Below are 15,723 nucleotides of genomic sequence, written 5' to 3' on the forward strand. Positions count from 1 at the left end.
CCCCCGCGATGACGCCACTCGCCGCCAAGCGCCCGCTGCAGCTGAACGACCAAGGTCAGCTGCGTCACTTCCTCTCACTCGACGGTTTGCCCCGCGAGCTGTTGACCGAAATCCTCGACACCGCCGACTCCTTCCTCGAAGTCGGCGCGCGGGCGGTGAAGAAAGTCCCGCTGCTGCGCGGCAAGACCGTGTGCAACGTGTTCTTCGAGAACTCCACGCGCACCCGCACCACCTTCGAGCTGGCCGCCCAACGCCTGTCGGCCGACGTCATCAGCCTCAACGTCTCGACCAGCTCCACCAGCAAGGGGGAGACGCTGTTCGACACCCTGCGCAACCTCGAGGCCATGGCCGCCGACATCTTCGTCGTGCGCCATGCCGACTCCGGCGCCGCGCACTTCATTGCCGAGCATGTGTGCCCGAACCTGGCGATCATCAACGGTGGCGACGGCCGCCATGCGCACCCGACCCAGGGCATGCTCGACATGCTCACCATTCGCCGCCACAAGGGCGACTTCGAGAACCTCTCGGTGGCCATCGTCGGCGACATCCTGCACTCGCGGGTGGCACGCTCGAACATGCTGGCGCTGAAGACCCTGGGCTGCCCGGACATCCGCGTGATCGCGCCGAAGACTCTGCTGCCCATTGGTCTGGAAGAAAGCTACGGCGTGCGCGTATTCAGCGACGCCAACGAAGGCCTCAAGGACGTCGACGTGGTGATCATGCTGCGTCTGCAGCGCGAGCGCATGCAGGGCGGGCTGCTGCCCAGCGAGGGTGAGTTCTACCGCCTGTTCGGCCTGACCGAGCAGCGCCTCAAGCTGGCCAAGCCGGATGCCCTGGTGATGCACCCGGGGCCGATCAACCGCGGCGTGGAAATCGAGTCGGCAGTGGCCGACGGCCCGCAGTCGGTGATCCTCAACCAGGTCACCTACGGCATCGCCATCCGCATGGCCGTGCTGTCGATGGCCATGAGCGGGCAGAACGCCCAACGTCAACTCAACGCCGAGGAGGCCAACTGATGCGTACCGCAATCCTCGGCGCCCGCGTGATCGATCCAGCCAGCGACCTGGATCAGGTCACCGACCTCTATATAGATGGCGGCAAGCTGGTCGCCACTGGTCAAGCGCCGGCCGGCTTCGTTGCCGACAACAGTCTCGACGCCCAAGGTCTGATCGCAGCGCCCGGCCTGGTCGACCTGTCGGTGGCCCTGCGCGAGCCTGGCTACAGCCGCAAAGGCAGCATCGCCACGGAAACCCTGGCAGCAGCGGCCGGCGGCGTCACCAGCCTGTGCTGCCCACCGTTCACCAAGCCGGTGCTGGACACCTCGGCGGTGGCCGAGCTGATCCTCGACCGCGCCCGCGAAGCCGGGCACACCAAGGTCTTTCCCATCGGCGCACTGAGCAAGGGCCTGGCTGGCGAGCAGCTCGCCGAATTGGTCGCCCTGCGCGACGCTGGCTGCGTGGCCTTCGGCAATGGCCTGGACAACTTCCGCAGCAGCCGTACCCTGCGCCGTGCGCTGGAATATGCAGCCACCTTCGACCTGCAGGTGATCTTCCACTCGCAGGATGCCGATCTGGCCGAAGGCGGCCTGGCGCACGAAGGCCCGACCGCCAGCTTCCTCGGCCTGGCCGGCATCCCGGAAACCGCCGAAACCGTGGCCCTGGCTCGCGACCTGCTGCTGGTGGAACAGAGCGGCGTGCGCGCGCACTTCAGCCAGATCACCAGCGCCCGTGGTGCCGAGCTGATCGCCGCCGCCCAGGCCCGCGGCCTGCCGGTGACCGCCGATGTCGCGCTGTACCAGCTGATCCTCACCGACGAGGCGCTGATCGACTTCTCCAGCCTTTATCACGTGCAACCGCCGCTGCGCTCGCGCACCGACCGCGACGGTCTGCGCGAAGCGGTGAAAGCCGGGGTGATCTCGGCCATTTCCAGTCACCACCAGCCGCACGAGCGCGATGCCAAGCTGGCGCCCTTCGCCGCCACCGAGCCGGGCATCAGCAGCGTGCAGTTGCTGCTGCCACTGGCCCTGAGCCTGGTGCAGGACGGCCTGCTGGATCTGCCGACACTGCTGGCGCGCCTGACCAACGGCCCCGCCGCCGCGCTGCGCCTGCCAGCCGGCAGCCTGAACGTCGGCGGCGCCGCCGATATCGTGCTGTTCGATGCGCAGGCCTCGACCATCGCCGGCGAGCAGTGGTACTCCAAGGGCAGCAACTGCCCGTTCATCGGCCATTGCCTGCCGGGCGCGGTGCGCTACACGCTGGTCGACGGGCATATCAGCTACCAGGGCTGAACCGATACGAGCCCGCCACCCGGCGGGCTCGCCAGCTCCGTAGGGTGTCGCGGGGTCGCTCAGGCCGCGCGCACCAACCGCTAAAGGCCGCGGTGCGCACGGCGCACCCTACGTCCAGGCGACCTTCCCATCCGCGACACGCCCCGCTCTTGCCACGACATTGGACGAAGTAGTGACTCGACGGTCATGATCCACGTCAGGTTAAGCAGCCGAAATTTTCCAAATGCCACCGCCCTATGACCCCGCTCGCGCCCAAAGGCGCCGGCCTGGCGTCGCGCTGGCCTTGTTCAGGAGCTTTTGATTTATGTCGCGCTTACCTGTGATCGTGGGTTTTGGGGGTTACAACGCAGCCGGGCGCAGCTCCTTCCACCATGGCTTCCGTCGCACCGTGCAGGAGTCGCTGGAACCCCAGGCGCGCCAGGAAACCCTGGCCGGATTGGCGCAGATGATGAAACTGGTGCGCGTGGTCGATGGCCAGTACCAGGATCAGGACGGCCAGGCGCTGAGCCTCGCCGACATCGAAAGCCGCTACGCCAAGGAGATCCTCGCTGGCACCTTGGTACGCCGTCTCGAGAAGCAGCACCTGGACCCGGACGCCGCCCACTGGCAGAAGAGCATCAGCCTCGCCCCCGTCAATGGCGCCAACCTGAGCTTCATCACCCAGCGCAAGCAACTGCCCGAGCCGCTGCCGGCCAACTGGTCGGTCGAAGAGCTCGAAGGCAACGAAGTACGCGTCACCCTGCATGACAGTTGCGAATTCAAGGTCGACAGCTATCGCCCGCTGGCAGTGAAATCCGCCGGCCAGTTGCCCACCGGCTTCGAGCCAAGCGAGCTGTACAACGCCCGTTTTCACCCGCGCGGCCTGGCCATGACCGTGGTCGGCGTCACCGACGCCCTGCGCTCGGTGGGCATCGACTGGCAGCGCATCGTCCAGCACGTCGCCCCGGACGAGATCGCCGTGTTCGCCAGCTGCATCATGAGTCAGCTCGACGAGAACGGCTTCGGCGGCATGATGCAGTCGCGCCTCAAAGGCGGCCGCGTCACCGCCAAGCAGCTGGCTCTAGGCCTGAACACCATGCCGGCCGACTTCATCAACGCCTACGTGCTCGGTAGCGTCGGCACCACCGGCAGCATCACCGGTGCCTGCGCCACCTTCCTCTACAACCTGCAGAAGGGCATCGAGCAGATCGCCTCCGGCAAGGCGCGCGTGGTCATCGTCGGCAGCAGCGAGGCGCCGATCAACCAGGAATGCATCGAGGGCTACGGCGCCATGGGCGCACTGGCCACCGAGGAAGGCCTACGCCAGATCGAAGGCAAGAGCGAGGTGGACTTCCGCCGCGCAAGCCGCCCGTTCGGCGACAACTGCGGTTTCACCCTGGCCGAAGCCTGTCAGTTCGTGGTGCTGATGGACGATGAGCTGGCCCTGGAGCTGGGTGCCGATATCCACGGCGCCGTGCCGGACGTGTTCATCAACGCCGATGGTTTCAAGAAATCCATTTCCGCCCCCGGCCCGGGCAATTACCTGACCGTGGCCAAGGCCGTGGCCAGCGCCGTGCAACTGCTCGGCCTGGACGCCGTGCGCAACCGCAGCTTCGTCCACGCCCATGGCTCCAGCACCCCGGCCAACCGCGTCACCGAGTCGGAAATCCTTGACCGCGTCGCGGCGGCCTTCGGCATCGAGCAATGGCCGGTCACCGCAGTGAAGGCTTTCGTTGGCCACTCCTTGGCCACCGCCAGCGGCGACCAGGTGATCGGCGCACTCGGCGCCTTCAAGTACGGCATCGTGCCGGGCCTGAAGACCATCGACGCAGTCGCTGGCGACGTGCACCAGGATCACCTGAGCCTGTCCACCGAAGACCGTAAGATGGGTGAGCAGGCGCTGGACGTGGCCTTCATCAACTCCAAGGGCTTTGGCGGCAATAACGCCAGCGCCCTGGTGCTGGCCCCACACGTGACCGAGCGCATGCTGCGCAAACGCCACGGCCAGGCCGCCTTCGACGCCTACCTGGCACGCCGCGAGAGCACCCGTGCCGCCGCAACCGCGTATGACCAACTTGCTCTGCAGGGCAAGCTGGACATCATCTACAACTTCGGCAACGACATGATCGACGACCAGGCGATCTCCATCACCACCGAAGAAGTGAAGGTGCCTGGCTTCGACCAGCCGCTGGTGTTCCGGAAGGACGCTCGTTACAGCGATATGCTCGATTGAGCGAAGCAGCAACGACGCACAAACCGTAGGAACGAGCTCTGCTCGCGAAGCTTCTGGGTCACCAGGGTTCGCGAGCAGAGCTCGCTCCTACAGGTAAAGTGTCAAGGCTACAGACTACGCGCCAGCTCGATCAGCTCGCCACGCCACTCGGCGGCGGCCGGCAAGGCCAGGAACGAAGGATTGAGGAAGGATTCACGCGCCTCGTAGGTCAGCACTTCGCCGGCCAGATCCAACACTTCACCACCTGCCCCTTCCAGCACGCCCTGCGCGGCTGCGGTATCCCACTGCGAGGTGGGCGCCAGGCGCGGATAGCAGTCGGCATTGCCTTCAGCCAGCAGACAGAACTTCAGCGAGCTGCCGATATTGGCCAGCGCCGGCTCACCGAAACGCTGGGCCAGACCTGCGAGTAGAGTTTCCTGCGCTGGGCTCGAATGGCGCTTGCTGGCCACCAGGGTAAAGCCCTGCGCGGGCGCCAGGCGCACGCTGATCGAATGCTCCTCGCCCGGCATATCGCTGCACCAGGCGCCCAAACCAGCGCCGCCGTAATAGCAGCGGCCATTGGCAGGAATGCCGACCACACCGAAGACCACTCGTCCCTGTTCGATCAACGCGACATTGACCGTGAACTCTTCGGAGCCGGCGATAAATTCCTTGGTGCCATCGAGCGGATCGACCAGCCACCAACGCGTCCAGGCGGCGCGCTCAGCCAGCGGAATGTCGGCGGCCTCCTCTGACAGCACCGGCACCTCCGGTGCCAGCGCCTGCAGGCCATCGAGCAGGATATGGTGCGCGGCCAGGTCGGCAGCGGTCACCGGCGAGGCATCGGCCTTCTCCGTCACTGCCACACCGCTGCGCCAGTACGGCAGCGTCGCCGCGCCCGCCGCACGAACCAGTTCGATCACCTGGGGAATAAAGGGATGACTCACGGACGGTAGTCCCCCCGTTGAGTCAGCAGATCGCGCACCAGGTACAACGCAGCCAGCGCACGGCCTTCGCTGAACTGTTCGTGCTGGGCCAGGCTGGACAGCTCGCGCAGGCTGATGCGGTCGACCCGCATCGGCTCGGGCTCATCACCCGGCAGGCGCTCTTCGTAAAGATTGCGCGCCAGCACCACCTGAATCTTCTGGCTCATGTAACCGGGCGACAGGCTCAGTTCGGTGATGTACTCCAGTTCGTGCGCGCCGAAACCGGCCTCTTCCTTGAGCTCGCGGTTGGCTGCCACCAACACGTCTTCACCCGGCTCGATCAGGCCTTTGGGCAGCGACAGCTGGTAGTCATCGGTGCCGCCGCAATATTCCTCGATCAGCACCGCGTGCTCGGCGTCGAGCATCGCCACCACCATCACCGCGCCGTAGCCCGAGCCCTTGCCGACCAGTCGCTCATAGATGCGCTCCGTGCCGTTGGAGAAGCGCAACTGCACTTCCTCGACACGAAACAGACGGCTGCTGGCGACAATTTCGCGAGCGAGAACCGTGGGTTTTTGGCGCATGAGGCGACTCCTTGGCGGGACCGAGCGGGTTATCATACAGCGGCTTTCGCCATTATCCGTGGCCGAGATTGCATCAAGGCGAAACAGGCCACGGAACAATTGTTCCCGATCAGAGAGATGAGCATGCCCGTACTACCCTGGCAGCAGATCGACACCGTCCTGCTGGACATGGACGGCACGTTGCTCGACCTGCACTTCGACAACCACTTCTGGCTCACCCACCTGCCGCAGCGCTACGCCGAGCACCATGGCGTCAGCCTGGCGCTGGCCCAGGCCGAACTGCTGCCGCTGTTTCGCCAGCATGCCGGTACGCTGAACTGGTACTGCACCGACTTCTGGAGCCGCGAGCTGCGCCTGTCGATCCGCGAGCTCAAGCGCGAGGTCGCGCACCTGATCGCCCTGCGTACGGATGCCGAACTGTTTCTGCGTGCCCTGCGCGAAGCTGGCAAGCGCGTGGTGCTGATCACCAACGCGCACCGCGATTCGCTGTCGCTGAAACTGGAACGCGTCGAGCTGACACCCTGGTTCGAGCGCCTGATCAGCTCCCACGATTACGGTTTCCCCAAGGAGGATCAGCAGTTCTGGTTCGCCTTGCGCCAGGATGTCGACTTCGACCCGGCCCGCAGCCTGTTCATCGACGACAGCCTACCGATCCTGCGCAGCGCCGGGCAGTTCGGTGTTGCCCATCTGCTCGCCGTGCGCCAGCCAGACAGTCAGGCCGGGCCTAAAGATACCGAGGAGTTCGCCGCAGTGGAGGACTACCGGGAGTTGGTGCACGGACTGCCTGCGACGCCCTCGCTGTAGGAGCCGGCTTGCCGGCGATCGCGAATGACGCCGATCATCGCCAAGGCCAAGCCCCCGCAGCACCTGAGCACGGGTTTACTCGGGAATCCGCAATACCTGTCCCGGATAGATCTTGTCCGGGTGACTGAGCATCGGCTTGTTGGCCTCGAATATCTTCATGTAGGCATTGGCATTGCCGTACTCGGCCTTGGCAATAGCGCTCAGCGTGTCGCCCTTCTTCACTGTGACGAAGCGAGCTTCGGGCGCGGGTGTGGTCACGCTGATCTGATCATCGACCTCACCGACACCGGCCACATTGCCCAGCGCCAGGAGAATCTTTTCCTTCTCCTCCTGGCTGGCCACTTCGCCGCGAGCGATGACCTTGTCGCCCTCGACGCTGACCTCGATGTCGGGGTTGCCGAGGCCAACCTTGGCGACATGCTCCTTGAGCGATTCGGCGGCCTGTGCCTCCTGACCCACCAGCGACTCCCAGAGCTTGACCCCGGCGTCTTTGACAAAGGCAAACAGACTCATGGCGATTCCTCTCGTTCCTTGTGAATGACCGGGCAAACCGCCCGGAGACCAAAGTCTAGTTCAGGAAACACCCCTGATTAGCGTTCGCGCATTAGAATCCGGGCAAACCAGGAGCCCCCATGGACATAAAGCAGCTGAAATTCCTCGTCGCCCTCGACGAGACCCGCCACTTCGGTCAGGCCGCTGCGCGCTGCCACGTGACCCAGCCGACGCTGTCCATGCGTTTGCGCCAGCTGGAAGATGAACTGGGCCTGGAACTGGTCCGTCGCGGGCAGCGTTTCGAGGGTTTCAGCGCCGAAGGTGAGCGTATCCTGGCCTGGGCACGCAGTGTGCTGGCCGCACAGGATGGCCTGCTCGCCGAAGCTGCAGCCTGTCGTGGGCACCTGGTGGGCACGCTGCGCCTGGGCGTGGTGCCGCTGGCCAGTTTCGACCCGATGCGCCTGATCAGTCTGTTCGCCGAGCGTCACCCCGGGCTGCGTTTCCAGTTGCACGCGCTGAGCAGCGATCAGATTCTGGAGGGGCTGGTCCGCAATCAGCTCGACCTGGGCCTGTCCTATCTCGATCGCCTTGACCGCGAGCATTTCGCCAGCCTGGAACTGGCTGAGGCGCGAATGGGCCTGCTCTACGATCAGCGCCACTTCCACTTCGTCAGCGCCAGTCTGCGCTGGGAGCAGTTGGCCAACCTGCCCCTGGGCCTGCTCTCGACTGGCATGCACTTTCGCCAGTCCATCGATCACAGCTTCCGTGCTCGCGGCCTGAGCCCGCAGGTACGCCTGGAGGCTGATGCCGTGCATCACCTGACTCAAGCGGTCAGCGCCGGTCTGTGCTGCAGCGTTATGCCATTGCCGACCGACGGCGCTCCGACCGACGGTCATCTACGCCTGCTACCCATCGAGGACGCTCATACCCTGGCACCTCAGGGCCTGATCATGCGCCGTAGCGCCCCTGCCTCACCGCTCGCGCAAGCCTGTTTCGAAGAGGCACGAGAGTGGCTGGCGAACGCTTGATAGATTTGCTCGATCAACACATCAAAGCCAACGATTAGACGCTCCCCGCCCATGGGCCTAGGCTTAGCTGTGTCAATCTGTCACAGAGCGCGCCTCGATGGCCAAGCCAGCCGCCCAGCCGCACATTGCCAGTGCCTATACCTACGCCGAACTCGGTGACGGTCGCGCGCAGCACGCTGCACTGGCCGAAGAATGTGCCCTGGCGATCAGCTACAACGACCTGAACCAGGCGGTGATGATGGTTTCGCCCCATCACCTGGAAGATTTTGCCGTCGGCTTCAGTCTTGGCAACGACCTGATCAAGTCAATCGACGACATCTATGACATCCAATTGCGCGGTCTTGGTGACAGCCGCGAAGCCCGCTTGCAGGTCAGCAGTCGCGCCTTCTGGGCGCTCAAGCAGCAACGCCGGCAAATGGCTGGCACCAGCGGTTGCGGCCTGTGCGGTGTGGATGCGCTGGAGCAGGCCCTGCCAGCCCTGACGGCTTTGCCAGGCGCCGCCCTGCCACCGCTGGAACACCTGAGCGGCCTGCGCGAGCGCATCGGTGAGCAGCAGCAACTGGCACGCCACAGCGGCGCGCTGCATGCCGCCTTGTTCATCGATGCCAGCGGTGAGATTCGCCTGTGCCGTGAAGACATCGGTCGCCATAACGCCCTGGACAAGCTGATCGGCGCCATCGCCCGCGAACGTATCGACACTCACGGTGGCTTCGCCCTGGTCACCAGCCGCTGCAGCCTGGAACTGCTGCACAAGGCGGTACGTGCCGGCATCGGCACCCTGGTGAGCCTGTCCGCGCCCACCGCACTGACCGTGGACTGGGCGCGGCGCCATCGCCTCAACCTGATCCACCTGCCCCATCACAGCACGCCGCGGGTCTACAGCCCTGCGCCTGACGAAGAAGAACGACCATGAGCCTGCAACCCGTCAATCCTCGCTATAAGCCCTACAAAGGCCCAGCCGCTGGCTGGGGTGCACTGAACGCCGTGACCCGCTTCTGGCTGGACAGCAAGCAGCCGTTCAAGAACTTGCGCGCGTTGCTCAAGACCAACCAGAACGGCGGTTTCGACTGCCCCGGCTGCGCCTGGGGTGATTCGCCCGAAGACGGCCATATCAAGTTCTGCGAGAACGGCGCCAAGGCGGTCAACTGGGAAGCCACCAAACGCCGCGTGGACCCGGCCTTCTTTGCCCGCTACACGGTCAGCCAACTGCGCGAGCAGAGCGACTACTGGCTCGAGTACCAGGGCCGCCTGACCCACCCGATGCGCTATGACGCCAGCACCGATCGCTACACGAAGACCACCTGGGCCGAAGCCTTCGCCCTGATCGCCAGGCATCTGAAGGCGCTGCCGAGTCCGGATCACGCCGAGTTCTACACCTCCGGTCGGGCCAGCAACGAGGCGGCATACCTCTACCAGTTGTTCGTGCGCGCCTATGGCACCAACAACTTCCCCGACTGCTCGAACATGTGCCACGAGGCCAGCGGCGTCGCCCTCGGCCAGAGCGTGGGCATCGGCAAGGGCAGCGTGACCTTCAACGATTTCGAGCATGCCGACGCCATTTTCGTCCTCGGCCAGAACCCCGGCACCAACCACCCGCGCATGCTCGAACCGCTGCGTGAAGCGGTCAAACGCGGCGCCCAGGTGGTCTGCTTCAACCCGCTCAAGGAACGCGGCCTGGAGCGTTTCCAGCATCCGCAACACGCGCTGGAGATGCTCACCAACGGCTCCGAGCCGCTGAACACCGCGTTCTTCCGTCCCGCCCTGGGCGGCGACATGGCCGCCATGCGCGGCATCGCCAAGTTCCTGCTGTTGTGGGAGCGCGAGGCGCAGTCCAAGGGTGAGGCCGCGGTGTTCGACCATGCCTTCATCGCCGAGCACACCGATGGTGTCGAGGCCTACCTGAAGCTGCTCGACGAAACCACCTGGGAGGCGCTTGAAGCCCAGTCCGGCCTGAGCCTGCTGGAAATCGAACAGGCGGCGCGCATGTACCGCCGTGCCGAGCGTGTGATCATCTGCTGGGCCATGGGCATCACCCAGCACCACCATTCAGTGGCTACCATCCAGGAAATCGTCAACCTGCAACTGCTGCGCGGCAACCTCGGCCGCCCCGGCGCCGGCCTGTGCCCGGTACGTGGCCACAGCAACGTGCAGGGCGACCGCACCATGGGCATCAACGACCGCCCGCCGGTCACGCTGCTCGACGCCCTGGAAAAGCGCTTTCAGTTCAAGGTACCGCGCGAGAATGGCCACAACACCGTCGAGGCGATCAACGCCATGATCGACGGCCAGGCCAAGGTATTCATCGGCCTCGGCGGCAACTTTGCCCAGGCCACACCAGACAGCCCGCGTACGCACAAGGCGCTGCAGAGCTGCGACCTCACCGTGCAGATCAGCACCAAGCTCAACCGCAGCCATCTCACCGTTGGCCGCGACGCGCTGATCCTGCCGTGCCTGGGCCGTACCGACATCGACCATCAGGCCGGTGGCCCGCAAGCGGTGACGGTGGAAGATTCGTTCAGCATGATCCACGCCTCCTACGGCCAGCTCGAACCGCTCTCCGGCAGCGAGATGCGTTCGGAGCCGGCCATCGTCGCCGGGATCGCCAAGGCCACCCTGGGCAACCACCCGGTGGACTGGGACGCGCTGATCGCCGATTACGACCGCATCCGCGAGCTGATCGCCGACACCATCCCCGGCTTCCAGGATTTCAACCAGCGTGTCGCTCACCCCGGCGGTTTCTACCTCGGCAACTCGGCCGGCGCGCGGCAGTGGAAAACGGCATCCGGCAAGGCCAACTTCAAGGCCAATGCGCTGCTCGACGACCTGCTGCCTCCGCAGGTGCGCGAAAGCGGAGAGACGCCGGATCTGATCCTGCAGACCCTGCGCTCGCACGATCAGTACAACACCACGGTGTACGGCCTCGACGACCGCTATCGCGGCGTACGCGGCCAGCGCGATGTGCTCTTCGCCAACGAGGCGGACATCCTTCGTTTGGGCTTCAAGCCAGGTCAGAAGGTGGACATCCGCTCGTTGTGGAACGATGGCATCGAACGCCGGGTGAGCGGTTTCACCCTGCTCGCTTTCGATATCCCGGCCGGCCAGGCCGCTGCCTACTTCCCCGAAGCCAATCCGCTGGTGCCGCTGGAAAGCGCCGGCGTCGGCAGCAGCACACCGACCAGCAAGTTCGTCGCCATCCGCCTGCAGGCTGCCAGCGGCGGCAATCTGCTGGGCAGCAGCGCAGCAAGCTGACCGGCGGCCAGGAACCTCGTACAGAAATCGCTGGTCAATGGCGTAACGCTCGCCATCTGGCGGTTTCTGTTATCGAGGTGTCCATGAAGTCTCTGCAACTCTTCTTTCTTTCCCTTGGCCTGACTAGCGGCGGTTTTGCCTTTGCCGGCAATACCGAGGCCGGCCTGGGCGGCGCACTAGGTGGCGCAGTGGGTGCGATGGTTGGTCAGCAGGTTGGTGGCAACACTGGCGCTGCGGTCGGTGCCGGTCTCGGTGGCGCTGCCGGCAGCATGGTCGGTGCGGATCGCCGCAGCCGCACCGAAGCCGCCATTGGCGGCGCCCTGGGCGCAGCGGGCGGTAACGTCGTCGGCCAGCAGGTAGGTGGTAACACCGGTGGCGTGGTCGGTGCAGCAGTCGGCGGCGGCGCTGGTGGCGCGCTGGGCAACTACATGGGCAACGCCAGCTACGACGATGATCGTCGCGGCAAGCATCACAAACACCATGGCAAGAAGCACAAGAAGCACCACAAACACTGGCGCCGTCACTGACGGATGCTGAGCACCCAGGGTTCATGGCGACGACCGAAGGCCACCTCGACCTGCGCCTTGAACCCTGTTTGCTCGTAGCTGCGCTCCCAGCCGCGCGCCAGCTCGCGATAGGCGTAGGGCACACTCAGGCGGTCATTCTCCAAGCGAATGGTGGCGCCATAGCCGGCTTCTGCAGCGTGGCGATAGGGCTCGATACGCCCGGCCAGTAACACCTGACGCTGCCGATCCGGCCAACGCTGGCGCAGCACCTGTGCATCCACGCCCGCATCCACAAGCATCAAACGGCTGGCCTGTTGCTCGACGAAGTGAAGGCGACGCTGACGCTCATCGCGCTCCTGCTGTAACACCTCGCTCTCTGGCTTGGCGTGCAATTCAGCTTCGGCCCCGCTCAGAGCCTGCCGCGCCTCTTCGACCTGACCTTGGTACAACGGCCCATCCAGCTCCAGCACCAGCCAGACCTGGCGTGCCGGCTGTCTGTTCAAGGTTTGCTCATCGGTAGCGGAGAAACCCAGCTCGCGCAGCTTGGCCTCGTCCAGCCAGGGCAACTGCCAACCATCACCGGGGCGCTGCCAGCTCAGTTGCAGACGCAGTACGCCATCGTCATCATCGCGCAACCAGCCACCGTAGACGCGTTGCAACTCACGCTCGCTGAGCAGCAGTTGCGCCTCGGGCTCGCCGCTGCGGTTGTACCAGACGCCGCCCAGGGCGACGGCATTGCTCAGTAGCACCACACCAAGGCCAAGCCATGCTGCCCGCTTCATTGCGCACCTCCCGGCGCGTTGCGCCGCCAGCGTTGCAACATCACCAGCAGTAGCACGGCGATCAACCCAAGCAGGAGGAAGAACAGGTAGCGCGGCAGCAACTGCCACCACCAGTCGAACAGCTTGGCGAAGAGCATGATCAACGCGAAAACCAGGCCGGTGTTGACCACCTCGCCCCAGCCGCGGCGAATGCCGAGCCATATCGTCAACCCGGCGAGGACGAAACCGAGCGTCTGGTAGAACGCCTCGATCCAGCCCGTCGACCAGTCGAGATAGCTGCCGCCTCCCCAGTAGGACAGCACCAGCACCGGACCGAGCAAGTAGAGCAGCCCCACTACTCGGTAGCAGGCGGCAAAGCCCGAATAACGCCGCTGCTCAAGCACTTGCGGCACGAGCAACAGCGCCGCCAGCGGTATGAACAGCTCCGGCCGTTCACCCAGCGACCACCAGTGCCAGCCCGCCCAATCACCCAGGCGAGCCGCGACGAACAGGCCGAAGCAGAGCAATGCCACCACCAGCAACAGACGCTGGCGGCATTGATAAGCCAATAGCAGCGCCAACGCTCCCCAGGGCAGCAGGGCCTTGTCCGACGGCGTGATATTGAAGATCTGCCCGAGCATCGACAGGTTCAGCACGAAGCAGACGAATGCCAGCACCGAGGCCAGCTTGGCGTAATAACCCGAAGTGTCGCGAGCCTGCAGCCAAAAGCACAGCAGCAGGCTGCCCAGGGTACTGCCTACCAAGATGGCGACCTGCGCGAAGGCGTCGAAAAGTCCCCAGAACTGGTAGAACAGAAAGAATAATCCTGCCGCCAGCGCCAGCGCGCCGAACAGTGAGGCCAGGCGCATCCCCAGTGAGAGCTGGCGTGCGCGAGCATCGGCGTCGATATCCAGCGCCTGGCGAAAGTGCGCCAGCAACTGGCGATGATGGTCGGTGACGGCCTGTTCCTGTGCAGCGCTCAGTTGCAACACCTGCTCCTGGCGCAACTCCGCCAGCTCCTCGCGGAAGGCCGCGATGCGAGCGGCACGCTGTTGCGCCTGCTCACGCTCGAGATCGGACATGGGCACTCCCTGGCAAATGACTGCCCACAGCCTAGCAGGCCGGACTAGGTCGTGAGCAAGCGCTCCAGCGCAGCACGCAAGGTCTCGGGGATCGCTACTGGGCGATTGCTCGTCCGGTCGACGAACACATGCACGAAGCGCCCAGCGGCACAGGCCTGATCCTCGCCGGCCTTGAAAATCGCCAGCTCGTACTGCACCGAACTGTTACCCAGCTTGCCGACGCGCAGCCCCACCTCGATGGCATCGGGGAAGGCGATGGAGGCGAAGTAGTCGCAAGCCGAGCTGACCACGAAGCCGACCACTTCCCCGCCATGGATATCCAGACCACCCTCGGCGATCAGGTAGGCATTCACCGCGCTGTCGAAGTAGCTGTAGTAGGTCACGTTGTTGACGTGGCCGTAGATGTCGTTGTCGTGCCAGCGCGTGGTGATCGGCTGGAAGTGACGGTAGTCGCCACGCAGGTGTTGGGGTTGGCTCATCGAGGGTCCTTGGGGTGGCTTCGGTGCGCGCGGCGCACCCTACGGCGAAATAACGCCGAGCGTAGGGTGCGCCATACGCACCAATGGCAATCTGGTTTCAGTAAGCAGCCTGATAAATGGCCAGCGCCTGCTGCTCGTTCATCTCGCGCGGATTGTTCACCAGCAGACGCTGCTGCAGCATGGCGTCCGCCGCCAGCGTGGGCAACATGGCTTCGCTCACTCCGGCGTCGCGCAACCGCGTCGGCAGGCCGCTGCGCTGACTGAAGCCGGCCAGGGCCTCGATCAGTTGCTCGGTCTGCGCCGCTGCACTGCCGGCCCGCAACTGCTCGCCCAATACCAGCGGCGCCAGCTCGGCATACAGCGGCGCGGCCGCTGGTGCGTTGAACGCCAGTACCTGCGGTAGCACCAAGGCGTTGGACAACCCGTGAGGAATATGGAAATGCCCGCCCAAGGGATAGGCCAGGGCATGCACCGCCGCCACTGGCGCGTTGGCGAAGGCCTGTCCAGCCAGGCAGGCACCGAGCAACATGGCCTGACGCGCCTCGCGGTTGCTGCCGTTACTCACTACCTCATCGAGGTTGGCCGCAAGCAGACGCAGCGCTTCGCGCGCCAGCAAGTCGGAAAGCGGGTTCTTCTTCAGCGCACTGGTGTAGGCCTCGATGGCATGCACCATGGCGTCGATGCCGGTGGCGGCGGTGACCGTCGCCGGCAGGCCGAGAGTCAGGTCGGCATCGAGCAGAGCCAGATCCGGCAGCAGCAGCGGCGAAACCACACCCATCTTGGTGGTCTCGCCGGTGGTGACGATGGCGATTGGCGTCACTTCCGAGCCAGTGCCGGCGGTGGTCGGCACCTGAATCAGTGGTAGACGCCGACCGCGGGCATTGCCCACACCGTAGATCTCGCTCAGCGCCTGGCCGCAGTCGGGATACGCCAGCAGCGCCACCAGTTTGGCCACATCCATCGAGCTGCCACCACCGAAGCCGACCACCAGTTCGGCCTGCAACTCACGAGCCTGCGCCACAGCGGCCAGCACCACAGCTTCCGGCGGGTCGGCCAGTACCTGATCGAATATCCGCACGTTCATGCCAGCGCGAGAAAATCCTGGCAGCAGCGGTTCCAGCAGACCGAGACGGGTGATGCCGGGATCGGTGACGATCAGCACGCGCCGGGCGTCGCGCTCGCGGCAGAGTTCGGCCAGACGCAGACTGGCGCCGGACTCGCAAAGAATCTGCGCGGTGGTGGCGAAGCTGAATGGGTGCATGGGTGCTCCTCTTTTTGTAGCCCGGATGAAATCCGAGGTAGATCGTGCAATCGGTGGCAGATGGTGCGCACAG

15 protein-coding genes are annotated in these 15,723 nt (G+C 64.9%); 8 read left to right on the top strand and 7 right to left on the bottom strand.

Features of this window, described 5'->3' with window-relative positions; all coding sequences use genetic code 11:
• Positions 1 to 8: 8 nt before the first annotated feature.
• From CDO35_RS05295 to CDO35_RS05305, 3 genes are all read left to right on the top strand, one after another.
• On the top strand, positions 9 to 1,016 hold the full coding sequence (locus CDO35_RS05295) for an aspartate carbamoyltransferase catalytic subunit (RefSeq protein ID WP_011920651.1): 1,008 nt from the start codon (positions 9 to 11) through the stop codon (positions 1,014 to 1,016).
• The gene (locus CDO35_RS05300; protein ID WP_099522900.1) at positions 1,016 to 2,287 is read left to right on the top strand and encodes a dihydroorotase; all 1,272 of its coding nucleotides are present in this window, start codon (positions 1,016 to 1,018) and stop codon (positions 2,285 to 2,287) included. Before CDO35_RS05295 ends, CDO35_RS05300 begins: the two co-directional genes overlap by 1 nt.
• 304 nt (positions 2,288 to 2,591) lie before the next feature.
• Positions 2,592 to 4,499, top strand: coding sequence for a beta-ketoacyl synthase (locus CDO35_RS05305; RefSeq protein ID WP_099522901.1), 1,908 nt, complete (start codon positions 2,592 to 2,594; stop codon positions 4,497 to 4,499).
• 107 nt (positions 4,500 to 4,606) lie between these two features.
• On the opposite strand, the gene cysQ is transcribed toward CDO35_RS05305, so the two are convergent.
• Both cysQ and nudE read right to left on the bottom strand, forming a co-directional pair.
• Positions 4,607 to 5,425, bottom strand: coding sequence for a 3'(2'),5'-bisphosphate nucleotidase CysQ (cysQ, locus tag CDO35_RS05310; protein WP_099522902.1), 819 nt, complete (start codon positions 5,423 to 5,425; stop codon positions 4,607 to 4,609).
• Complete coding sequence (gene nudE, locus CDO35_RS05315) at positions 5,422 to 5,988, bottom strand: ADP compounds hydrolase NudE (protein ID WP_099522903.1); 567 nt, start codon at positions 5,986 to 5,988, stop codon at positions 5,422 to 5,424. Before nudE ends, cysQ begins: the two co-directional genes overlap by 4 nt.
• 123 nt (positions 5,989 to 6,111) lie before the next feature.
• Here nudE and yrfG point away from each other — a divergent pair, with 123 nt between their 5' ends.
• Positions 6,112 to 6,792, top strand: a complete 681-nt coding sequence (gene yrfG / locus CDO35_RS05320) for a GMP/IMP nucleotidase (RefSeq protein ID WP_099522981.1) — start codon at positions 6,112 to 6,114, stop codon at positions 6,790 to 6,792.
• A 75-nt stretch (positions 6,793 to 6,867) separates the two neighbouring features.
• Here yrfG and lysM read toward each other — a convergent pair whose 3' ends face one another.
• Positions 6,868 to 7,305 carry a peptidoglycan-binding protein LysM gene (gene lysM / locus CDO35_RS05325; protein WP_099522904.1) on the bottom strand — a complete coding sequence of 146 codons (438 nt, stop codon included), beginning with the start codon at positions 7,303 to 7,305 and terminating at the stop codon, positions 6,868 to 6,870.
• A 119-nt stretch (positions 7,306 to 7,424) separates the two neighbouring features.
• Here lysM and CDO35_RS05330 point away from each other — a divergent pair, with 119 nt between their 5' ends.
• From CDO35_RS05330 to CDO35_RS05345, 4 genes are all read left to right on the top strand, one after another.
• Complete coding sequence (locus tag CDO35_RS05330; protein WP_099522905.1) at positions 7,425 to 8,312, top strand: LysR family transcriptional regulator; 888 nt, start codon at positions 7,425 to 7,427, stop codon at positions 8,310 to 8,312.
• A gap of 97 nt (positions 8,313 to 8,409) precedes the next feature.
• A complete protein-coding gene (gene fdhD / locus CDO35_RS05335; protein ID WP_099522906.1) occupies positions 8,410 to 9,225 on the top strand; it encodes a formate dehydrogenase accessory sulfurtransferase FdhD in 816 nt (271 codons plus the stop codon).
• Entirely contained in the window at positions 9,222 to 11,561 is a 2,340-nt protein-coding gene (locus CDO35_RS05340; protein WP_099522907.1) for an FdhF/YdeP family oxidoreductase, read from the top strand. The genes fdhD and CDO35_RS05340 overlap by 4 nt, the downstream gene beginning before the upstream one ends.
• An 83-nt stretch (positions 11,562 to 11,644) precedes the next feature.
• Complete coding sequence (locus tag CDO35_RS05345; RefSeq protein WP_099522908.1) at positions 11,645 to 12,088, top strand: glycine zipper domain-containing protein; 444 nt, start codon at positions 11,645 to 11,647, stop codon at positions 12,086 to 12,088.
• On the opposite strand, the gene CDO35_RS05350 is transcribed toward CDO35_RS05345, so the two are convergent.
• The 4 genes from CDO35_RS05350 to CDO35_RS05365 form a co-directional block, all read right to left on the bottom strand.
• Positions 12,082 to 12,849, bottom strand: a complete 768-nt coding sequence (locus tag CDO35_RS05350) for a DUF4824 family protein (protein WP_099522909.1) — start codon at positions 12,847 to 12,849, stop codon at positions 12,082 to 12,084. The genes CDO35_RS05345 and CDO35_RS05350 overlap by 7 nt on opposite strands.
• The gene (locus CDO35_RS05355; protein WP_099522910.1) at positions 12,846 to 13,910 is read right to left on the bottom strand and encodes a DUF2157 domain-containing protein; all 1,065 of its coding nucleotides are present in this window, start codon (positions 13,908 to 13,910) and stop codon (positions 12,846 to 12,848) included. The genes CDO35_RS05350 and CDO35_RS05355 overlap by 4 nt, the downstream gene beginning before the upstream one ends.
• Positions 13,911 to 13,954: 44 nt before the next feature.
• Positions 13,955 to 14,389 (bottom strand): acyl-CoA thioesterase, encoded by a 435-nt coding sequence (locus tag CDO35_RS05360; RefSeq protein WP_099522911.1) that lies wholly within the window; start codon positions 14,387 to 14,389, stop codon positions 13,955 to 13,957.
• Positions 14,390 to 14,486: 97 nt separating this feature from the next.
• Positions 14,487 to 15,650 (bottom strand): iron-containing alcohol dehydrogenase, encoded by a 1,164-nt coding sequence (locus CDO35_RS05365; protein ID WP_099522912.1) that lies wholly within the window; start codon positions 15,648 to 15,650, stop codon positions 14,487 to 14,489.
• Positions 15,651 to 15,723 lie beyond the last annotated feature (73 nt).

Origin of the sequence: Pseudomonas sediminis, assembly GCF_002741105.1 — a bacterium.
GTDB classification, from domain to species: domain Bacteria; phylum Pseudomonadota; class Gammaproteobacteria; order Pseudomonadales; family Pseudomonadaceae; genus Aquipseudomonas; species Aquipseudomonas sediminis.